The sequence below is a fragment of the Sinorhizobium kostiense genome (assembly GCF_017874595.1).
GTDB lineage: Bacteria > Pseudomonadota > Alphaproteobacteria > Rhizobiales > Rhizobiaceae > Sinorhizobium > Sinorhizobium kostiense.
This window is the reverse complement of sequence record NZ_JAGILA010000001.1, coordinates 440335-460059: the sequence shown is the minus strand read 5'-3', so window position 1 is coordinate 460059 and position 19725 is coordinate 440335. Positions and strand designations below refer to the sequence as shown.

General features: G+C 61.9%; 20 protein-coding genes. 11 read left to right on the top strand and 9 right to left on the bottom strand.

Translation table 11 applies throughout. The annotated features are described in order from the left end of the window. Positions 1-5 precede the first annotated feature (5 nt). The 10 genes from J2Z31_RS02060 to gfa all read left to right on the top strand — a co-directional run bounded on the left by J2Z31_RS02060 (position 6) and on the right by gfa (position 8913). Complete coding sequence (locus tag J2Z31_RS02060) at positions 6-416, top strand: c-type cytochrome (protein WP_209600213.1); 411 nt, start codon at positions 6-8, stop codon at positions 414-416. A gap of 153 nt (positions 417-569) precedes the next feature. Beyond that, positions 570-2375, top strand: a complete 1806-nt coding sequence (gene xoxF5 / locus J2Z31_RS02055; RefSeq protein ID WP_209600212.1) for a lanthanide-dependent methanol dehydrogenase XoxF5 — start codon at positions 570-572, stop codon at positions 2373-2375. A 78-nt stretch (positions 2376-2453) separates the two neighbouring features. Continuing rightward, positions 2454-2990 (top strand): c-type cytochrome, methanol metabolism-related, encoded by a 537-nt coding sequence (locus J2Z31_RS02050; protein ID WP_209600211.1) that lies wholly within the window; start codon positions 2454-2456, stop codon positions 2988-2990. After that, positions 2947-3813 (top strand): substrate-binding domain-containing protein, encoded by an 867-nt coding sequence (locus J2Z31_RS02045; RefSeq protein WP_209600210.1) that lies wholly within the window; start codon positions 2947-2949, stop codon positions 3811-3813. The genes J2Z31_RS02050 and J2Z31_RS02045 overlap by 44 nt, the downstream gene beginning before the upstream one ends. Before the next feature lie 185 nt (positions 3814-3998). Beyond that, on the top strand, positions 3999-5186 hold the full coding sequence (locus tag J2Z31_RS02040) for an ABC transporter substrate-binding protein (RefSeq protein ID WP_209600209.1): 1188 nt from the start codon (positions 3999-4001) through the stop codon (positions 5184-5186). Between the two features lies 1 nt (position 5187). Beyond that, a complete protein-coding gene (locus tag J2Z31_RS02035) occupies positions 5188-6162 on the top strand; it encodes a YVTN family beta-propeller repeat protein (protein ID WP_209600208.1) in 975 nt (324 codons plus the stop codon). A gap of 36 nt (positions 6163-6198) precedes the next feature. Continuing rightward, positions 6199-6642, top strand: coding sequence for a cupredoxin domain-containing protein (locus tag J2Z31_RS02030; RefSeq protein WP_209600207.1), 444 nt, complete (start codon positions 6199-6201; stop codon positions 6640-6642). A gap of 55 nt (positions 6643-6697) precedes the next feature. Next, entirely contained in the window at positions 6698-7426 is a 729-nt protein-coding gene (locus J2Z31_RS02025; protein WP_209600206.1) for an ABC transporter ATP-binding protein, read from the top strand. Next, positions 7423-8214 (top strand): ABC transporter permease, encoded by a 792-nt coding sequence (locus J2Z31_RS02020; protein ID WP_209600205.1) that lies wholly within the window; start codon positions 7423-7425, stop codon positions 8212-8214. Before J2Z31_RS02025 ends, J2Z31_RS02020 begins: the two co-directional genes overlap by 4 nt. A 129-nt stretch (positions 8215-8343) precedes the next feature. Then, complete coding sequence (gene gfa / locus J2Z31_RS02015) at positions 8344-8913, top strand: S-(hydroxymethyl)glutathione synthase (RefSeq protein WP_209600204.1); 570 nt, start codon at positions 8344-8346, stop codon at positions 8911-8913. Positions 8914-9045: 132 nt separating this feature from the next. On the opposite strand, the gene J2Z31_RS02010 is transcribed toward gfa, so the two are convergent. The 9 genes from J2Z31_RS02010 to J2Z31_RS01970 all read right to left on the bottom strand — a co-directional run bounded on the left by J2Z31_RS02010 (position 9046) and on the right by J2Z31_RS01970 (position 18461). After that, positions 9046-9597 carry a thioredoxin family protein gene (locus J2Z31_RS02010; protein ID WP_209600203.1) on the bottom strand — a complete coding sequence of 184 codons (552 nt, stop codon included), beginning with the start codon at positions 9595-9597 and terminating at the stop codon, positions 9046-9048. Between the two features lie 112 nt (positions 9598-9709). Next, positions 9710-10402 (bottom strand): ribulose-phosphate 3-epimerase, encoded by a 693-nt coding sequence (gene rpe / locus J2Z31_RS02005; RefSeq protein ID WP_209600202.1) that lies wholly within the window; start codon positions 10400-10402, stop codon positions 9710-9712. Beyond that, complete coding sequence (gene cbbX / locus J2Z31_RS02000) at positions 10399-11331, bottom strand: CbbX protein (protein WP_209600201.1); 933 nt, start codon at positions 11329-11331, stop codon at positions 10399-10401. Before cbbX ends, rpe begins: the two co-directional genes overlap by 4 nt. 125 nt (positions 11332-11456) lie before the next feature. Continuing rightward, the gene (locus J2Z31_RS01995; RefSeq protein WP_209600200.1) at positions 11457-11846 is read right to left on the bottom strand and encodes a ribulose bisphosphate carboxylase small subunit; all 390 of its coding nucleotides are present in this window, start codon (positions 11844-11846) and stop codon (positions 11457-11459) included. Between the two features lie 26 nt (positions 11847-11872). After that, a complete protein-coding gene (locus J2Z31_RS01990) occupies positions 11873-13333 on the bottom strand; it encodes a form I ribulose bisphosphate carboxylase large subunit (protein ID WP_209600199.1) in 1461 nt (486 codons plus the stop codon). A gap of 28 nt (positions 13334-13361) precedes the next feature. Further along, positions 13362-14441, bottom strand: a complete 1080-nt coding sequence (fba, locus tag J2Z31_RS01985) for a class II fructose-bisphosphate aldolase (RefSeq protein WP_209600198.1) — start codon at positions 14439-14441, stop codon at positions 13362-13364. A 4-nt stretch (positions 14442-14445) separates the two neighbouring features. Beyond that, entirely contained in the window at positions 14446-16524 is a 2079-nt protein-coding gene (tkt, locus tag J2Z31_RS01980) for a transketolase (protein ID WP_209600197.1), read from the bottom strand. A 10-nt stretch (positions 16525-16534) separates the two neighbouring features. Further along, on the bottom strand, positions 16535-17404 hold the full coding sequence (locus J2Z31_RS01975) for a phosphoribulokinase (RefSeq protein WP_209600196.1): 870 nt from the start codon (positions 17402-17404) through the stop codon (positions 16535-16537). 10 nt (positions 17405-17414) lie between these two features. Continuing rightward, the gene (locus tag J2Z31_RS01970; RefSeq protein WP_209600195.1) at positions 17415-18461 is read right to left on the bottom strand and encodes a class 1 fructose-bisphosphatase; all 1047 of its coding nucleotides are present in this window, start codon (positions 18459-18461) and stop codon (positions 17415-17417) included. Between the two features lie 102 nt (positions 18462-18563). Here J2Z31_RS01970 and J2Z31_RS01965 point away from each other — a divergent pair, with 102 nt between their 5' ends. Further along, the gene (locus J2Z31_RS01965) at positions 18564-19505 is read left to right on the top strand and encodes a LysR family transcriptional regulator (protein ID WP_209600194.1); all 942 of its coding nucleotides are present in this window, start codon (positions 18564-18566) and stop codon (positions 19503-19505) included. Positions 19506-19725 lie beyond the last annotated feature (220 nt).

Genomic DNA, 19725 nt, shown 5'->3' with positions numbered 1-19725 from the left:
AAGGAATGGCTTCAAGACTTTGTATCGGGCTGGCTGTAATCGCATTCGGAAGTGTCTTCGTAGGCTTGGATTCGCCGGCACTTGCCTTGGATCCCGCAGCCGGAAATCCGGCGGCGGGCGAGAAGGTTTTTCGCAAGTGTCAGGCATGTCATGCGATCGGGCCGGACGCCAAATCGAAGGCCGGGCCCGTGCTCACCGGCGTAATCGGCCGGCCGGCGGGCAAAGTCGAAGGCTTCTCCTATTCCCCCGCTTTAAGCAAGGCGGCCGAGTCAGGCTTGACCTGGACGCCGGAAAAGATCGCCGAGTTTCTGACCAATCCGAAAAGTTTCCTGCCGGGCACGAAGATGAGCTTTGCAGGGCTGCGCAAGGATCAGGAGCGCGCCGATCTGATCGCATACCTGGCAACCTATCCGTAACGCAAACAGGAGGAGCTTCAAGCAAGACACAGGAGGAAGCCGCCCCGTAAAGGCGGCAGTGTCGCAAGCCGATACCGGGAAGAGGAGACCGCAAGGTTTCCCGGGGCGAGCGGGTTGAACGGCCCTGATCGGCAGACCCAAGAGGAGGATGAAATGAAACGACTTCTTACAGTGCTTGCCTTCATGTCGATAGGCGGCAGCGCGCAGGTCGCTCTCGCCAACTCGGAATTGCAAAAGCACATCGATGACCCCAATCAATGGGCCATTCAAACCGGCGACTATGCCAACCTGCGCTACTCCAAACTTGACCAGATCAACAAGGACAATGTCGGCAAATTGCAGGTCGCGTGGACCTTCTCCACGGGCGTTCTGCGCGGCCATGAAGGTTCGCCGCTCGTCGTCGGCGACATGATGTATGTCCACACCCCGTTTCCGAATACGGTCTATGCGCTGGATCTCAGCAAGGACGGCCAGATCGTCTGGAAGTACGAGCCCAAACAGGATGAGAACGTCATCCCTGTGATGTGCTGCGACACCGTCAATCGCGGCGTAGCCTATGCGGATAACAAGATCTTCCTGCATCAGGCGGACACCACCGTCGTGGCGCTCGACGCCAAGACCGGCAAGGTGATCTGGAGCGTCAAGAACGGCGATCCTTCCAAGGGCGAGACCAATACGGCCACCGTCATGCCGGTAAAGGACAAGGTTCTCGTCGGCATCTCCGGCGGTGAGTTCGGCGTCCGCGGCCATGTGACGGCCTATTCGATGGCAGATGGCAAGCTCCTGTGGCGTGGTTACTCCATGGGGCCGGACAGCGATACGTTGATGGACCCGGAGAAAACCACCCATCTGGGCAAGCCGGTCGGCAAGGATTCAGGCCTCACCACCTGGGAAGGCGACCAGTGGAAGATCGGCGGCGGCACGACCTGGGGGTGGTATGCCTATGACCCCGAAATGAACCTGATGTATTACGGGTCTGGCAACCCCTCGACCTGGAACCCAACCCAGCGGCCCGGCGACAATCGCTGGTCGATGACCATCTGGGCGCGTGACGTCGACACCGGCATGGCCAAGTGGGTCTATCAGATGACGCCGCACGACGAATGGGATTATGACGGTGTCAACGAGATGATCCTGACCGACCAGCAGATCGATGGCCAGGATCGCAAGCTGCTCACCCATTTCGACCGTAACGGCTTCGCCTATACGATGGACCGTGGCACCGGCGAACTGCTGGTGGCAGAGAAATACGACCCTGCGGTCAATTGGGCAACTGAAGTGGTCATGGATCCGAAGTCGGACCAGTATGGCCGGCCGCAGGTCGTGGCTGAATATTCGACGGAGAAGAACGGCGAAGACGTGAACACGACCGGTGTCTGCCCGGCGGCGCTCGGCACCAAGGATCAGCAACCGGCAGCCTACTCGCCGAAGACCGAGCTCTTCTACGTGCCCACCAACCACGTCTGCATGGACTACGAGCCGTTCCGGGTGAGCTACACCGCTGGCCAGCCCTATGTCGGGGCCACGTTGTCGATGTATCCGCCGAAGGATAGCCACGGCGGCATGGGCAACTTCATCGCCTGGGACAACAAGGAAGGCAAGATCAAGTGGTCCCTGCCTGAGCCGTTCTCCGTCTGGTCGGGCGCTCTGGCAACCGCTGGCGATGTGGTCTTCTACGGCACGCTCGAGGGATACCTGAAGGCGGTCGACGCCACGACAGGCAAGGAACTCTATCGTTTCAAAACGCCTTCCGGGGTGATCGGCAATGTGATGACTTATGCCCATGGGGACAAGCAGTATGTCGCCGTGCTCTCGGGCGTCGGAGGCTGGGCGGGCATCGGTCTGGCAGCCGGCCTGACCAATCCGAACGACGGTCTCGGAGCGGTCGGCGGCTATGCGTCGCTTAGCAACTACACCGCGCTTGGCGGCACGCTCACCGTGTTCAAACTGCCGGATTAAGCGGCAACCCTCTCTCAGGAACGGGCGCGGGTCCGGTGAAACCTGCGCCCGTTCGTTCTCCGCCTAAAAGGACGCAAGATGACCAGCAGAACCCATGCCGTACCGACGATCCTTGCCGTGTTGACGCTTTTTGCCGGCGCCGCAGGCGCAGAAGAGGCGCAAGGGCCAAAGGACAATATCAAGGCCGCCCGCGAAGAAGGCGGGCGCTACTACACCGCCGACGACGTTCCCACCTTCAAGATTGCCGAGGACGGCACGGTCGACTGGCTGACCTATTCCGGCTTTCGCCGCTACCACTCGGAATGTCATGTCTGTCATGGTCCGGAGGGCGAGGGTTCGAGCTATGCGCCGGCCTTGAAAAAGTCAGCGGTAGAAATGGACTACTACGCCTTTGTCGATGTCGTCACGAACGGGCGCAAGAGGGTGAGCGCGGCCGAGAACTCGGTAATGCCGGCCTTTGGCGAGAACGCCAACGTGATGTGTTATCTCGACGACATCTATGTCTATCTGAAGGCGCGCGGATCCGGCGAATTGCCGCGGGGGCGCCCGGCCAAGAAGGAGGCGAAATCGGATGCAATCCGGGATGCTGAAAGCTCTTGTCTCGGCCATAACTAACATACGGGCAGCGGGCGGCATTCTGCTGCTGGCCTGCGCCGGTACCCCGGCGCTCGCCCAGACCTCGGACCTCGTATCAAAAACGGCATTCCGGGTCTGTGCCGACCCGGCCAATCTGCCGATGTCGGATCGCTCGGGTGCCGGATTCGAGAACAAGATCGCCGTGCTGATGGCGTCCAGGCTCGGATTGCCGCTGGAGTACACGTGGTTTCCGATGGCGACCGGCTTCATTCGCAAGACCCTTCAGGCGAACGACTGCGATGTGGTCATCGGCTATGCGCAGGGCGACGAACTGGTATTGAATACCAACCACTACTATACCTCCGCCTATGTGCTGATCGTCGCCTCGAACGGTCCGCTGGCCGGGGTCACGACGCTTGCCGACCCTCGTCTCAAGGACAAGCGGGTCGGCATCGTCGCGGGCACCCCGCCGGCGACGCATTTGGCAAGAAACGGGCTCATGCCCAAGGCCAAGGGCTATCATCTGATGGTCGATCGGCGCTACGAGGATCCAGCCGACGAGATGCTGGCCGATCTGGAAGTGGGTGCGATCGATGCGGCGGTTCTCTGGGGTCCGATCGGCGCACCGCTGGTCAAGGCGAGCCATCCAAGCCTGAAAGTGACGCCGCTTTTATCGGAGCCGACGCCGCCGAGGCTCTTCTACCGCATCACCATGGGCGTTCGGCAGGGCGAAAAGGTATGGGAGCGGAAGCTGAATTCACTGATCCGCCGGAACCAGGCCGAGATCGACGCCATCCTTAGGGAAGCGGGCGTGCCGCTCCTTAACGATATGGGAACGGGACCGCTCGAGGCGCAGCATTGATCCTTTGGCGGCCCTCCTTTCCTGTCCTGCCGATGCCTGGTTCGTGGTGGGGCGGCGGGCTGAGGCCCGACCGAGCGTACGCGCTTTGCTAAACTACGCTCCATAAGTCTCGGTTCTGCGATGCAAATGGCGCTGTTAGTCTCCACCTCGGGAGTGTCACGGAAGATTGGGAGGTCGTTCCGGCAATGTCCAAAGTATCGCTTACGCTTGCCGTTTTTTGGCTGGCGATGCTTGCCATGTCGGTCGGGCGGGCGGCGGAGGTGAAGACGGCCGTGCTGCGGGTGGATCGCGTCGTCGGCCCGCCGATTTCGCGGCTCGACGCGCCACCTGCCGATCTGGGGTTTGCCGGTGCCATGTTGGGGAACGAGGACAATCGAACGACCGGCGCCTTCACGGGTATCGACTATACGCTGAAGACTTTGGCGGTCGTGCCGGCTGAAGCGGTTTCGGCCCTGGAAGCATTGAAGGCCGAAGGCATCGGCCTCGTCGCGGTCGTCGCCGAAGGCGACATTCTGAAGGCGCTGGCTGAGAGGGCCGGCCCCGATGTGCTGCTCTTCAACGCTGGCGCTCGCGACGAGGCGCTGCGCGATGCCGATTGTCGGCCCAATGTGCTGCATGTCTCGCCGAGCCGATCCATGCTCAGCGACAGCATCGTCCAGTTTCTCATGTGGAAGAAATGGACGCGTGTCCTGCTGATCCACGGCTCGCATCCCGAAGACAGGCTGCTGGCCGACAGCTATCGCAAATCCGCCGCCAAGTTCGGCGCGGAGATCGTCGAGGAACGCGAATTCGAAGACACCGGCGGCGCCAGGCGCACCGACACCGGCCATGTCATGGTGCAGAAACAGATCCCTGTCTTTACCCAGGAGGCCGAGGATCATGACGTGATCGTCGCGGCCGACGAGGCGGGCGTCTTCGCGCCTTACCTGCCTTATCACAGCTGGGATCCGCGACCCGTTGCAGGATCCGCGGGCCTTCGCCCGGTGTCCTGGCATGCCGCCCATGAAGCCTGGGGCGCCACGCAGTTCCAAGGCCGCTTCGAGAAACTTGCCGGGCGCAACATGCGCGAGGAGGATTACCAGGCCTGGCTTGCAATGCGCGTGATCGGCGAAGCGGTGACGCGGTCGGGCAAGGCGGATCCGGCGAGCGTCAGGGCCTATGCGCTTTCGGCAGAATTCGAACTCGCCGCGTTCAAGGGCCAGAAGCTGACCTTCCGCTCCTGGAACGGACAGCTGCGCCAGCCGATCCTTTTGACGGACGGTCGGGTGACGGTTTCCGTGTCACCGCAGGACGGCTACCTGCACCAACATTCGCCGCTCGACACTCTGGGCATCGATGCGCCTGAAACAGCCTGCCAAGCCTTTGGAGGATAGAATGGCAAGATTTGCATTGGCGCTACTGCCAGCCGCTCTGCTGTTTGCCGCTCCCGCCTTTGCCAACAAGGTTTTCGTCACCAATGAACGCGGCAATAGCGTGACGGTGCTCGATAGCCAAAGCTGGGAGGTCATCACGACATTTCCGGCCGGCAACCGGCCGCGCGGCATCACCATCAGTCCGGATGGCAAGGAACTTTATGTCTGCGCCTCGGACGACGATACCGTACGGGTCTTCGATGCCGAGACTTACAAGGAATTGCATACGCTGCCGTCGGGTCCGGACCCGGAGCTTTTCGCGCTCGACCCGTCGGGCAACCCCCTCTACATCGCCAATGAGGACGACAATCTGGTGACCGTCGTCGACGTCAGGACACGCCAGGTGCTCGCCGAGGTGCCCGTCGGCGTCGAACCGGAAGGCGTTGCGGTCAGCCCGGATGCCAAGACCATCATCAATACCTCCGAAACCACCAACATGGCGCATTTCATCGACGCTTCGAGCTACAAGATCGTGCACAACGTGCTCGTCGACCAGCGGCCGCGCTATGCCGAATTCACCTCCGACGGCAAAAAGCTTTACGTCAGCTCCGAGATCGGCGGCACCGTTTCGGTGATCGACATGTCGGCGACCGAGCCGACGATCGCCAAGAAGATCAGCTTCGCCGTGCCGGGGATTCTGCCGGAATGGCTGCAACCGGTCGGCGTCAAGGCGACCAGGGACGGCTCGCGCATTTTCGTGGCGCTCGGCCCCGCCAACCGCGTCGCGGTGATCGACGCGGCAACGGACGAGGTTCTCGATTATCTCCTTGTCGGGCAGCGGGTCTGGCAGATGGCCTTCACGCCAAACGAGGAATTTTTGATCACCACGAATGGCAATTCCAACGACGTCAGCATCATCGACGTCAAAGCGGAAAAGGTGATCCGCTCGGTCCAGGTCGGCGAGCAACCCTGGGGGGTGGTGGTCACCCCAGATTGAGACGCACGCGTGCAACAGGACTGGGAGGAATTCGTCATGCACAAACTGATCTGCGCGGCCTTCGTCGCGCTCTTTCTGGCAGACCCGGTCGCTGCGGCACCACTCTGTGCCGAACTCGGCTTTGCCGGACTGCTCGCCAAATGCAACCGCGGCGAGCCGATCGAGATCACGCTCGCCTCCGGCAAGCCGCTTGGCAAGGGGGACGTCACATTGCAGTCCGGCGCCTATTACGAAATGCGCATCACCGCTGACGGATCGGCAGAGCTGGCAATCACCGGTGCGCCGTTCTTCCATGCGATCTGGATGAACGAGATCGTTATCAATGGCATAGAGGTCCGACCGATGGCGATCGACAGCCTCGAATTCGACGAGGCGGGGACGGCGACCCTTTCTTTCGTAGCGATAAAGCCGGGCAGCTACGAGGTGAAAATACCCAACACGACCAGCGACAGCCAAAAGGTTTCGATTTCGATTCAGTGAGCAGTTTGGCAGGGGCTGCCGGCGAGCCTGAGATACGCCTCCTGGGAAGGACGTCATGATTGGGCTTGAGATCAGCCATGTCAGCTACAGCTATGGATCCTCCAAGGCGCTCGACGATGTCAGTTTTTCCGTCAAGGCCGGCCGGTTCTGTGCGCTGCTCGGGCCGAACGGGGCGGGTAAATCGACGCTGTTCGCTCTCTTGACCCGACTGCTCGTGACGGGAGAGGGCCGGATCAGCGTGGCCGGCTTCGATATTGCGCGCGACCCGCGTGCGGCGCTTGCCCGCATCGGCGTCGTGTTCCAGCAGCCGACGCTCGACCTGGACATGACGGTGCGTCGGAACCTCAACTACTTCGCCGGTCTCCATGGTTTGTCGGGACGCCCGGCTGCCGCGGCGATCGAAGCGGCGCTGACGCAGCTCGGCATGGCCGAGCGAGCCGACGAACGGGTGCGCGCTTTGAACGGCGGACACCGGCGGCGGATGGAGATCGCCCGGGCGCTGATCCACGGCCCTGAGATCCTGCTGCTCGACGAACCGACGGTGGGGCTCGATGCCGCCTCGCGGCAGGCGATCACCGACCATGTGCATCTTTTGGCGGAGAGCGGTCTTGCCGTGCTCTGGGCAACCCATCTGGTCGACGAGATCCGGCCGGACGACCAGGCCGTCGTGCTGCATCGTGGGAAGATCCTCAGTAATGGCAGTGCCGACGGCCTCCCCGGCGGGCAGGGGCTTGCCAAGGCATTCCTGACGATGACGGGCGAGAAACGGGAGGTACCGGCATGAAGCCATGGCTGGTCGCGCTTGCCGCTATCGTGACCCGCGAAAACCTGCGCTTCGTCCGCCAGCGGGGCCGGTTCCTGGCGGCACTCGTTCGCCCCCTCGTCTGGCTCGTCGTCTTTGCCGCCGGCTTTCGCGCGGTGCTCGGCGTGTCGATCATTCCGCCCTATCAGACCTATATCACCTACGAGGTCTATATCCTTCCGGGGCTCTGCGGGATGATCCAGCTGTTCAACGGCATGCAATCCTCGCTGTCCCTCGTCTATGATCACGAAATGGGCTCGATGAGGCTCCTGCTGACCTCGCCCCTGCCACGCTGGTGGCTGCTCTTCTCCAAGCTCCTCGCCGGCGTGGTCGTATCCATCCTGCAGGTCGCGGTGTTCCTGGCAATCGCGGCGATGAGCGGAATTACCATGCCGCCCGTCGGCTATGTCGCGGTGGTGCCCGCCTTGCTGGCCAGCGGATTGATGCTCGGCGCCCTGGGGCTGCTGATCTCCTCCACCGTCCGTCAGCTCGAGAATTTCGCCGGCGTGATGAATTTCGTGATTTTTCCGATGTTCTTCCTCTCCTCGGCGCTCTATCCGCTCTGGAAAATGGCGGAAAGCTCGTCGCTCTTGCGCGACATCTGCGCCTTGAATCCGTTCACCTACGCGGTCGAACTGATACGTTTTGCACTCTATGGCGAGCTCAATCTGACCGCGCTCGTCTGGGTCAGCGCCTCATTCGTCCTGTTCATGCTGGCCGCCCTCTGGGGCTATGATCCGGCCCGCGCCATGCTCCGTTCGAAGGGGTAGGTATGGGCCGATCGCAATCGCGTCGCCGTTGAAAACCGACACTTTCCGCTATGTTGCCGCGGTCGGTATTTGCCTCGATCCTATTGGCGGATGAAAGAGGCAAATATGTCCAAAGCCGAGGAGGAACCAATGCTGAAGCTGCATCCGTCCATCGATAATGGCTTTCCGCCCGCCGGTCCGGGCTTTCAAGGCGGCACGCTCAAATGCAAGTGTGCCACCAATCCGGTGACCGTTCAGATCAGTTCCCAGACAGCGCACAACCATGCCTGCGGCTGCACCAAATGCTGGAAGCCGGAGGGCGCGGTCTTCTCGCAGATCGCCGTTGTCGGCCGCGACAACGTGACTGTCACCTCTGGTTCCGAAAGACTGCAGATCGTCGATCCGAGCGCAACGATCCAGCGGTACGCCTGCAGGGATTGCGGCACGCATATGTATGGTCGGATCGAGAACACCAAGCACCCCTTCTATGGCCTCGATTTCGTTCATACCGAGCTCAGTGACGAAACCGGTTGGTCACCGCCGCAATTCGCCGCCTTCGTCTCCTCCGTTATCGAAAGCGGGGTCAATCCCGAAAGAATGCCGGAAATACGAGCTCGGCTGACGGAGCTCGGGCTCCCGCCCTATGATTGCTTGTCTCCGGCGCTGATGGATGCGATCGCCACCCATATAGCCAAACAGACCGGCGCCCTGCCAGCGTGACGCGTCGCGCGCGCCGTGTCGCACGCGCATCGGAGACCTATCGTCTCCTCCCTCGGACTCCGCCAGTTGTTGACCTCCCTCATGGGAGGTCTCCCGACCGGCGGGGTCTGAAGCTTTTTCAACTTTGGTCCGCTACGCCTTCCATTTGATCGAGCAGCCCATGGAGGGCTGCTGTTCGGCCGGGCCTTTGCCGGTCTGCGAAACCATGACCATGGCCTCATAGAGGTCGCGCTTCAGATCTGGGGCGCCGGTCTCCTTGCGCGAGGCGTCCAGTCTACCGCGATATTGCAGTTCCATATCCTTGTTGAAGCCGAAGAAGTCGGGGGTGCAAGCGGCACCATAGGCTTTCGCGACGGTCTGGTTCTCGTCGTAGAGATAGGGAAAGGGCAGAGCGTGCTGCGCCGCGAAACGCTTCATGTTCTCGAAGGAATCCTCCGGATAGGCCTCGGCGTCATTGGCGTTGATTGCAACGAAGCCGATGCCGTGGTCCTCGAGGCCGATCGCGTCCCTGACGATGCGGGCGATGACCGCTTTCACGTAAGGGCAGTGATTGCAGATGAAGGTGACGACAAGACCGTTGGGACCCGAAAGGTCCAGGACCGAATAGGTTCGGCCGTCGGTTGCCGGCAGTCGGGCGTCGACCGCCTTCCAGCCGAAATCGCAGAGGGGTGGGATTGCTGCCATGCCGCCGTCACCTCGCCTTTCAACAACGGAATGAGGAAGTGTACGCGCATTCCGCCCGCTTACCGATCAATTGTGATTGATCACGATCCCGATCTTCGTCGAAGAGCCGGATTCAGCCGACCTGGAGTACAGCCGATCCCGGCTCATCCGCCGCGATGCGCAGCGCGCTTATGTTGCCGGCGTAAGCCTCCCGACCACCCCTGAAAACCGCCGAGCCGGCGACGAGCACGTCGGCGCCGGCCCGGGCGACGAGCGGCGCGGTCTCGGGCGTCACGCCGCCGTCGATCTCGATATGGATAGGGCGCGTGCCGATCATCGCCTTCACACGCCGCACCTTCTCGACGACGGATGGAATGAAGGCTTGGCCGCCGAAGCCGGGATTGACCGTCATCAAAAGGATCAGGTCGAGCCTCTCCAGCACATATTCGATGACGGTTTCCGGCGTCGAGGGGTTCAACGATACCCCGGCCTTGCAGCCGAGGTCGCGGATCGCCTGCAATGACCGGTCGAGGTGGGTGGTCGCTTCGGCATGCACGGTGATGATGTCGCAGCCGGCATCGGCGAAGGCGCCAAGGAAAGGGTCGGCCGGTTCGATCATCAGGTGGCAGTCGAAGATCTTGTCCGTCCGGTTCCGGACCGCCTTGATGACCGGCGGCCCGAAAGTGATATTGGGCACGAAATGGCCATCCATCACGTCAAGGTGGATCCAATCGGCACCGGCCCGACAGACGTCCTCGACCTCGTCGCCGAGCCGCGAGAAATCCGCCGAGAGAACCGAAGGGGCTACGATGGTCTTCCGGCTCATGACGAGATCTCCTGATTGGGCTCGACCATGCTGAAGACCCGGCTTGCCGAAATGTCCCGCGCGGTGATGGTCGACAGTTGCTCCGCGTCGACCGGTCCGGTGCTTTCCTCGAACAGGCGGTTCGCCTGTCGCAGTCGGGCCCGGTCGAGCGCGTTGCGGATCGAACGTGCGTTGGCGAAATGCGGCTGGCGCCGGCGACGGGCGATGTAGTCGCCCATCACGGCGCTCGCCTTGGCGTCGAAGTGGTATCCCTGCCGGCTGAGCAGGCTCTCGGCGATCGACAGCAGCTCCCCATCGTCATAGTCGGGGAAATCGATATGGTGGGCGATGCGCGAACGAAAGCCCGGATTGCTCTCGAAAAACCGGTCCATGCGATCGGCATAGCCGGCGAGAATGACGACCAGGTCTTCGCGGTTGTTCTCCATCACCTGCAGCAGGATTTCGATCGCTTCCTGGCCGTAGTCGCGCTCGTTGTCCGGGCGGTAGAGATAATAGGCTTCGTCGATGAACAGCACGCCGCCCATTGCCTTCTTCAGGACCTCCTTGGTTTTCGGAGCGGTGTGACCGATGTATTGCCCGACCAGATCGTCGCGCGTCACCGAGACCAGATGCCCCTTGCGGATATAGCCGAGCCGGTGCAAGAGATCGGCCATGCGCAAGGCGACGGTGGTCTTGCCGGTGCCCGGATTGCCGGTGAAGCTCATGTGCAGCGACGGTGCCTCGTGGCTGAGACCCATGGCACGGCGGGCCCGCTCGACCAGCAGCAAAGCGGCCGTCTCGCGGATTCGTTGCTTCACGGGTTTCAAGCCCACAAGTTCCCGATTGAGCTCGTCCAGGATGTCGGCAACGCCGGAAGCCTTATATTCCTCCGCGAGATCGACCGATGTCGGCAGGCTTTCAGTGTTTAATAGAGCTTTCGGCATCGCCATTGACCGCTCCTCTTAGATTACGATGATTTTAGGTCGGATCGAGCTAAAGTCATAAACGTGATCGATTCTAGGAAGTTAGCGCGGAATGCGGGCGGAAAACCGCGCACACTTTTCCTCATTCCGCGCTATTGCTGCGTTTCCCAAGTATAATGCTGGCTGCGACCGCGGCTTTCCGTCCGGGTCATCCGTAACGTCGGTTCGTTGTCGGGACGGTTGACGATGAAGGACATCGTCACGGTCTCCAGACCGCGGCTGGAATCGAAGGCGTTGAGGCGAATGTAGTCCTGTGGATGAGCCTTGCGGCAATCCTCCAGCTCCATCATCACGCCCTTTGCGTCCTTCAGGTCAAACATCGGATTGCCCCACATTTCCCAATAGGTGTTGCGGGGATGCGGGTCGTCGGTATGTTCGACGCCGATCGCCCAGCCCTTTGCGAGGCAATACTCCACCTGTGCCGTTATCTGCTCATCCGTCAGGTCCGGCAGGAACGAGAAGCATCCTTGGGTGATACGCATCTGGTCTCTCCTTAGTCCTATGTCTGTCAGGCGACGCTTACGGTCGGGACGAAGTCCGATGAGTCCGTCGGGGTATAGTTGAAGGTGATATTGCCCCAGGTCTCGAGGGCCGCTTCCAGCGGCTTGCACCACTTGGCCGCCGCGCGCAGGATTTCAGGACCCTCATGGGCGATATCGCGGCCTTCGTTGCGGGCGAGCACCATGGCTTCCAGCGCCACCCGGTTGGCGGTCGCGCCTGCCTGAATGCCCATCGGGTGCCCGATCGTGCCGCCGCCGAACTGCAACACGACATCGTCGCCGAAAAGATCGAGTAGCTGATGCATCTGGCCGGCATGGATGCCGCCTGAGGCCACCGGCATCACCTTCTTGATGTCGGCCCAGTCCTGCTCGAAGAAGAGTCCGCGCGGAAGATCGACCTCGTTCTTCATTTCGCGGCAGACATTGTAGTAGCCCTGCACGGTCAAGGGATCGCCTTCGAGCTTGCCGACGGCAGTGCCCGCGTGCAGGTGGTCGACGCCTGCAAGCCGCAGCCATTTGGCGATGACGCGGAAGGAGATGCCGTGGTTCTTCTGCCGCGTATAAGTGCCGTGACCGGCCCGGTGCATGTGCAAGATCATGTCGTTCTGCCGGCACCATTCCGAGATCGACTGGATAGCCGTCCAGCCGACGATCAGATCCACCATGACGATGACTGAGCCGAGTTCCTTGGCGAATTCGGCGCGGCGGTACATCTCCTCCATCGTCCCGGCGGTGACGTTGAGGTAGTGCCCCTTGACCTCGCCGGTGACGGCGGAAGCGTGGTTGACCGCCTCCATGCAGTAAAGGTAGCGGTCGCGCCAATGCATGAAGGGCTGCGAATTGATGTTCTCGTCGTCTTTCATGAAGTCGAGCCCGCCCTTAAGGCCCTCATAGACGACCCGGCCATAGTTCTTGCCAGAGAGTCCAAGCTTCGGTTTGGTGGTGGCGCCAAGCAGCGGTTTGCCGAACTTGTCGAGCCGTTCGCGCTCGACGACAATGCCGGTCGGCGGGCCCTTGAACGTCTTCACATAGGCGACGGGCAGACGCATGTCCTCGAGTCTTGCCGCTTTCAGCGGCTTGAACGAGAAGACGTTGCCGATGACCGAGGCGGTCAGATTGGCGATCGATCCTTCCTCGAACAGGATGAGGTCGTAGGCGACATAGCAGAAATACTGCCCCGGCGTTCCGGGTACCGGATCGACACGGTAGGCCTTGGCGCGGTATTGCTCGCAGGCCGTCAGGCGATCGGTCCACACGACCGTCCAGGTCGCTGTCGAGCTCTCGCCGGCAACGGCGGCGGCGGCCTCGATCGGGTCGACTCCATCCTGCGGCGTGATCCGGAAGAGCGCGATGAGATCGGTGTCCTTCGGCTCGTAGTCTCCGTTCCAGTAGCCCATCTGCGCGTATTTGAGCACGCCGGCCCTGTAGCGTTCCTTGCCCTTGATCTCTGTCTTTGCGTCGGCGTTCATGACAGTATCCTTTCCTCCTCTGGATGAGTCAGGCGGCTTGCGACCGCGCCGTCTGTGTTTTGAGTGAGCCGCTCGCGTAGCGGCGGGCCATATCGGCCATCGGCACGACCCTGATGCGGGATGCGTGGCCGGCGGTGCCGAATGCCTCGAAACGCGCCGTGCAGACGGCCGACATGGCGTCCATGGCGGGTGTCAGGAATTTGCGTGGGTCGAATTCGCTGCGGCTCGTGTCGGCCACACGGCGAATGGCAGCGGCTGCGGCGAGCCGCAGATCCGTATCGATGTTGACCTTGCGCACGCCGAAGCGGATGCCTCGCACGATCTCCTCGACGGGAACGCCGTAAGTCTCCCGCATCTCGCCGCCATGGGCGTTGAAGACGTCCCGCCATTCCTGCGGAACCGAAGAGGAGCCGTGCATGACGATATGGGTGTCCGGCAGCCGATCATGGATCTTCTCGATCACGTCCATGGCGAGCACCTCGCCGGTCGGCTTGCGGGTGAATTTGTAGGCGCCGTGCGAGGTGCCGATGGCGACGGCGAGCGCATCGACGCCGGTCTCGGCGACGAAGCGGGCGGCTTCGTCCGGGTCGGTCAGGAGCTGCGATCGGTCGAGCGCGCCTTCGAAGCCGTGGCCGTCCTCGGCTTCACCATACCCGGTTTCCAGCGATCCGAGGCAGCCGAGCTCACCCTCGACCGAGGCGCCGACGGTATGGGCGAGGCGACTGACTTCCGCAGTGATTGCGACGTTATAGGCGTAGTCGGCAGGGGTCTTCGCATCCTCCTTCAACGAGCCGTCCATCATCACCGAGGTGAAGCCGTGCTTGATCGCCGTGAGGCAGGTCGCGACGTTGTTGCCGTGATCCTGATGGATGCAGATCGGGATGTCGGGATACATCGCTTCAAGCGCTTCCATCATCTTGGCGAGCATGATGTCGTTGGCATAGGTGCGGGCGCCGCGCGAGACCTGCAGGATCACAGGCGCATCGCAGGCGCGGGCCGCTTCCATGATCGCCAGCCCTTGTTCCATGTTGTTGATATTGAATGCCGGCACGCCATAGGCGCGTTCGGCGGCATGATCGAGCAATTGGCGGAGCGTGATACGTGCCATTTGTTCAAGTCTCCTGCGATGTTCGGACGATATCTGTGCCCGTCTGTTGGCTGGCCGTAAGCGGCTTCTCTCGACCCACGCGGCCGAGGAGCTTCAAAGCTTCGGCGACGACATGATCGGCGGTGATGCCGAAATGGCGGTACAGGTCTCCAGCGGGTGCCGAGGCCCCAAAGCCGGTCATACCGACGAAGGCGCTGTCCGGCCCCATCCAGCGGTCCCAGCCGAGGCGGCCGGCCGCTTCGACGGCCAACCGCGGCGCATCTCCGAGGACCTCCATCTGATACGATGGCTCCTGGGCCTCGAATTTCTCCCAGCAGGGCATGGAGACGACCGCCGCCTCTATGCCTTTGTCGGCCTGCAGGCGTTCGGCAGCAGCGACGGCGATCTCGACCTCGGATCCGGTGGCGAGAAGCGTGATGTGGCGGCATCCGCGCGCCTCCTTCAGGACATAAGCACCGCGCGCCGACAAATTCTCGTCCCCGTCCGTGTGGCGCAGCATCGGCAGGGCCTGGCGCGAAAGAGCGAGGACGCTCGGCGTCTTCTTCTCGCCAAGCGCGATTTCCCAGCATTCTGCCGTCTCGATGATGTCGGCGGGGCGAAAGACGTTGAGGTTGGGAGTGGCGCGCAGCATGGCTAGATGCTCGACCGGTTGGTGGGTCGGCCCGTCCTCGCCGAGGCCAATGGAATCGTGGGTCAGCACATAGATGACGGGCAGTCCCATCAGGGCCGAGAGCCGCATCGCGCCGCGAGCATAGTCGGAAAATGCCAGAAAGGTGCCGCCATAGGGGACGAAGCCGCCATGCAGGGCAATACCGTTCATGGCGGCCCCCATGCCATGCTCGCGGATACCGTAATGCAGGTAGCGGCCTTTGAAATCGCCTGGCCCGATGGCCTTCGTCTGAGACGTCATCGTCAGGTTGGAGCCGGTCAGATCGGCGGAGCCGCCAATCGTCAAATCCGTCGCTCCATTGACGACCTCCAGCACCATCTGCGAGGCCTGCCGTGTCGCGACCTTGGTAGCTCTCTTGCGATGCGCCGCTCGGAATTTTGCCAGCGGCTCGGCGATTTCGCCGTCGAGCTGTCTTCCGACGATCTGTTGGTAGCGTTTCTTTGAGCGCGACGCGTCGAGGCGGATTTCCCATGCCTCGCGAGCCATGCGGCCGCGCATCGCCACCCCCTCCCAGGCGGTCTTGATCTCGGGCGAGACGAAGAAAGGCGGATGGGGCCAGCCAAGCTTTTCGCGTGTCGCGGCGATCTCCTTGTCACCGAGCGCCGCGCCGTGGGTCTTGTGCGAGCCTTCCATCGTGGCCGCCCCCTTGCCGATCCGGGTGCGGCAGGCAATGAGCGACGGCTTGCGGGTCCGCTGCGCCCGCGCGATCGCCTTGGCCACCGCCTCGGGATCGTGGCCATCGACGCTTTGCGCATTCCAGCCGGCGGCGCGGAACCGTGCAAGCTGGTTCATCGACGTCGAGAGATCGGTCGACCCGTCGATCGATATTCCATTGTCGTCCCAGAGCACGACCAGCTTGCGGAGCTTCAGATGTCCGGCGAGGTCGATCGCCTCGTGACTTATGCCCTCCTGCAGACAACCGTCGCCGGCAACCACGTAGGTGAAGTGATTGCAGAGCGCGCTGCTGAAGCGGGCGGCCATCATCTGTTCGGCGATCGCCATGCCGACGGCGGTGGCAATCCCCTGGCCGAGCGGTCCGGTAGTGGTCTCGATGCCGAGGGTATGGCCGTATTCGGGATGGCCGGCCGTCTTCGAGCCGAGTTGCCGGAAGGCCGTGAGCTCAGCCATCGGCATATCGGCAAAGCCGATCAGGTGATGGATGGCGTAGAGCAGCATCGAGCCATGGCCGGCCGATAGCACGAAACGGTCGCGATCCGGCCAGTCAGGCAGCGAGGGATCGATCTTGATGAAGCGGTTGAAGAGAACCGTTACTGCGTCGGCCATGCCCATCGGCATGCCGGGGTGGCCTGAATTCGCCTTCTGCACGGCATCCATGGCAAGAAACCGGATGGCATTGGCCATGTTGCGTTCCGATGCGGCGGTACGGGTCTCGATCTGCTGCGAAACATTCATGGTGACCTCCTCACGACATACGGTGTTTGCGCTCGAGCAGCTTGTGGATGAGCGGCGTGAAGATGAGCTGCATGGCGAGATCGAGCTTGTCGCCCGGCACCACGATGGAATTGGCGCGCGACATGAAGCTGTTGTGGAGCATCGACAAGAGATACGGAAAATCGATGCTTTGCGGTTTGGCGAAACGGATGACCAGAATGGATTCGGCGTGCGTCGGTATCCAGCGGGCGATGAAGGGATTGGACGTGTCGACGATCGGCACGCGCTGGAAGTTGATGTCCGTCAGCGAAAACTGCGGGCAGATGTAATGCACGTAGTCGGGCATGCGGCGCAGGATGGTGTCGGTCACGGCCTCGGTGGAGTAGCCGCGCGTCGCCTTGTCGCGATGGATCTTCTGGATCCATTCAAGGTTGATCACCGGAACGACGCCGATCTTCAGATCGCAATGTTGGGCGAGATTGACGGTGTCGGTGACGGCGCAGCCATGCAGCCCCTCGTAGAACAGGAGATCGCTGTCGCCGAACTCCTCCCAGTCCGTAAATGTGCCGGGTTCTGCGCCATATATCCGGGCCTCGGTGTCGTCATGCACGTAGTGGCGCGTACGCCCGATTCCGCGCCTGCCATATTCGGCAAAGACGCTTTCGAGGATTTCCAGTTCGTTCGCCTCGGCGGAAAAATGGGTGAAATCGACGCCCCTGGCTTTTTCCTCGGCTATCTTGCGGCGCATGCTTTCCCGGTCGTAACGGTGGAAGGCATCCCCTTCGATGAAGGATGCGCGGATGTTCTCGCGTTTGAAGATCTTCTCGAATGTGTCCTTGACCGTCGTGGTGCCTGCGCCGGAGGAGCCGGTGATTGAGATGATCGGGTGTTTGGCTGACATGCTTTCCTCCTCACGCCCGAAACAGACCGCGCTTGCCGAAAAGCGGTGCGCGTTCGCCGATCATGTTGGGATCGACGTGGTAGCGGGCGACGCGCGCCACCTCGCGGCGCGAACCGAAAGCCAGAGGCACGCGCTGGTGCAGGTTTTCCGGTATGAGGTCGAGAATGCGCGTCACGCAGCTCGTCGCCGCACCGCCCGCATTCTCGACGAGGAAGGCGATCGGATTGGCCTCGTAGACCAGCCGGAGTCTTCCCTGGTGATAGCCTTTGCGGCCGTCCGCGGGGTACAGGAAAATGCCGCCGCGGCAAAGGATCCGAAAGGCCTCGGCGACCAGAGAGGCGATCCATCGCATGTTGAAGTCCCGCTCGCGCGGGCCGTCCGAGCCTGCCAGGCAATCGTCGACATAGAGCCGGATCGCTTCTTCCCAATGCCGATAGTTCGACATGTTGATGGCGAACTCGCTGGTGCGCTCCGGGATGCTGACCGACTTGCAAGCCTCAACGAAGCATCCGAGCCGACTGGAGAAGATGAAAATCTCCGTGCCCTTGCCGAGCGACAGCACCAAAGCGGTTTGCGGACCGTAAAGAAAGAAGCCGGCCGCCAACTGCCGGTTGCCGGGCTGGAGAAAGGACTGCGTTGGGTCCACGTCCGGTCCCTTGAGCGCGGGCAGGACGGAAAAGATCGTGCCTACCGAGATGTTGGCATCGATGTTGGACGATCCGTCGAGCGGATCCATCGCAACCGCAAGGCGCGCACTCGGCTCGAGCAGGACAGGCTTTTCCAGCTCTTCCGAGGCGTAGCATGCCACCGGTGCTCCCTGCAGACACGACAGGAACAAATCGTCACTGAGGATGTCCAGGTTCTTTCGCAGATCGCCGTCGGCATTGCTCGTACCGCGGCTGGCGTTGGCCGCGCCGAGCGCTCCCTGGCCGACGAGCTTCCGTATCTCGAGGGCCGCCTTAGCCAGCCTCTGGATCACTGCCGCCACGTCCCGTGCGAGATCGTCGCCGTTGGCCGTGTATGAGGCGAGGTAAGCCTCGAGAGTCGCGCCTGACATGATGTCTCCTCCACCGGATGTCCGGGCAAGGATGGCGCAAACAGGGAGTTTGTAAAATTTATTCAATTGACTTGCCGCATTAGAAATATTTACGCTGGGAGCATGCGCCATGTGACCTTTCGCCAACTTCGCACCGTTGAAGCCATCTGTCGGCTGGGCAAAATCAACCTTGCGGCCGAAGCCCTGGGCCTGACCGGTCCGGCGCTAACCCTGCAGATTCAGCAGCTCGAACGGGATGCCGGTGTCTCGTTGTTCGACAGGACGCGCAGCGGCATGGTGCCGACGGCATATGGTCTTGCCTTCCTCCAGGCGGCGAGGGCGGTCGAGGAGAGTCTGGCCGGTCTTGAGGATGCGATCGGCGCCCTCAAAGGCTTGCGAACCGGGCGATTGCGCCTCGGCGTCGTCTCGACCGGCAAATATTTCGCACCGCAGCTGATTGCCGCCTTTCGCGATCAGGTCCCCGCGATCGAGGTCAACCTCTTCATCGGCAACCGTGCCGAGATCATCGCCAAGCTCAGGGATCACGAGATCGATATGGCGCTGATGGGACGGCCGCCACGTGACTTCGAGGTGCGCGCGCAGGTGTTCGGCGATCATCCGCTGGTCTTCATCGCCCCCGCCGGCCACCCGCTCGCCGGCGTGCTGGAGATCTCACGGGAGCGCATTGCGCAGGAACAGTTCCTGGTGCGTGAAAAAGGATCGGGGACCCGTATCTCCCTCGAGATATTCCTCAGCGATACGCCCCACAAGCTCGAGGAAGTCGGCACGGAGATCGCCTCCAACGAGACGATCAAGCAGGCCGTCATCGCCGGTCTGGGGATTGCGTTCATTTCGGCCCACACCATCGAGCAGGAGGTGAAGCTCGGCCGGCTTGTCATTCTCGACGTCGTCGATACGCCAATCCGCAGGCAATGGTTCAGCGTATCGCGCTCAGACCGAGCTACGACTCCGGCGATGCAGGCTTTCGAGCGGTTCCTGCTGGCATCGGGCGCGCGCTATCTGCCGGTCGTCAGCAAACCCTATCCGGCTAACGCGTTCGGCTAGGCCGGGAAGCTCTCCGTCAAATCCTGCGGCCGAGATAACGGCGTTCCGCCCGCTTCTCACCGGTCCATTGCGTACGAATCCAGTGTCGACCGACACCTTGGTCTTAATTGCCGGGCCCCTGGGCGGTTGATACCATTTTGCGCAGAGGAAGATTTGCGTAACGTCTGCCGGGCAGTTGAAGAGCGAGGTCCGTCCGACCAGGCCATCCGGCGCGGCGACG

Coding starts and splice junctions, on each gene's coding strand:
- J2Z31_RS02060 (WP_209600213.1), top strand. CDS start 6: ATGGCTTCAAGACTTTGTATCGGGCTGGCTGTAATCGCATTCGGAAGT.
- xoxF5 (WP_209600212.1), top strand. CDS start 570: ATGAAACGACTTCTTACAGTGCTTGCCTTCATGTCGATAGGCGGCAGC.
- J2Z31_RS02050 (WP_209600211.1), top strand. CDS start 2,454: ATGACCAGCAGAACCCATGCCGTACCGACGATCCTTGCCGTGTTGACG.
- J2Z31_RS02045 (WP_209600210.1), top strand. CDS start 2,947: ATGCAATCCGGGATGCTGAAAGCTCTTGTCTCGGCCATAACTAACATA.
- J2Z31_RS02040 (WP_209600209.1), top strand. CDS start 3,999: ATGTCCAAAGTATCGCTTACGCTTGCCGTTTTTTGGCTGGCGATGCTT.
- J2Z31_RS02035 (WP_209600208.1), top strand. CDS start 5,188: ATGGCAAGATTTGCATTGGCGCTACTGCCAGCCGCTCTGCTGTTTGCC.
- J2Z31_RS02030 (WP_209600207.1), top strand. CDS start 6,199: ATGCACAAACTGATCTGCGCGGCCTTCGTCGCGCTCTTTCTGGCAGAC.
- J2Z31_RS02025 (WP_209600206.1), top strand. CDS start 6,698: ATGATTGGGCTTGAGATCAGCCATGTCAGCTACAGCTATGGATCCTCC.
- J2Z31_RS02020 (WP_209600205.1), top strand. CDS start 7,423: ATGAAGCCATGGCTGGTCGCGCTTGCCGCTATCGTGACCCGCGAAAAC.
- gfa (WP_209600204.1), top strand. CDS start 8,344: ATGCTGAAGCTGCATCCGTCCATCGATAATGGCTTTCCGCCCGCCGGT.
- J2Z31_RS02010 (WP_209600203.1), bottom strand. CDS start 9,597: ATGGCAGCAATCCCACCCCTCTGCGATTTCGGCTGGAAGGCGGTCGAC.
- rpe (WP_209600202.1), bottom strand. CDS start 10,402: ATGAGCCGGAAGACCATCGTAGCCCCTTCGGTTCTCTCGGCGGATTTC.
- cbbX (WP_209600201.1), bottom strand. CDS start 11,331: ATGGCGATGCCGAAAGCTCTATTAAACACTGAAAGCCTGCCGACATCG.
- J2Z31_RS01995 (WP_209600200.1), bottom strand. CDS start 11,846: ATGCGTATCACCCAAGGATGCTTCTCGTTCCTGCCGGACCTGACGGAT.
- J2Z31_RS01990 (WP_209600199.1), bottom strand. CDS start 13,333: ATGAACGCCGACGCAAAGACAGAGATCAAGGGCAAGGAACGCTACAGG.
- fba (WP_209600198.1), bottom strand. CDS start 14,441: ATGGCACGTATCACGCTCCGCCAATTGCTCGATCATGCCGCCGAACGC.
- tkt (WP_209600197.1), bottom strand. CDS start 16,524: ATGAATGTTTCGCAGCAGATCGAGACCCGTACCGCCGCATCGGAACGC.
- J2Z31_RS01975 (WP_209600196.1), bottom strand. CDS start 17,404: ATGTCAGCCAAACACCCGATCATCTCAATCACCGGCTCCTCCGGCGCA.
- J2Z31_RS01970 (WP_209600195.1), bottom strand. CDS start 18,461: ATGTCAGGCGCGACTCTCGAGGCTTACCTCGCCTCATACACGGCCAAC.
- J2Z31_RS01965 (WP_209600194.1), top strand. CDS start 18,564: ATGCGCCATGTGACCTTTCGCCAACTTCGCACCGTTGAAGCCATCTGT.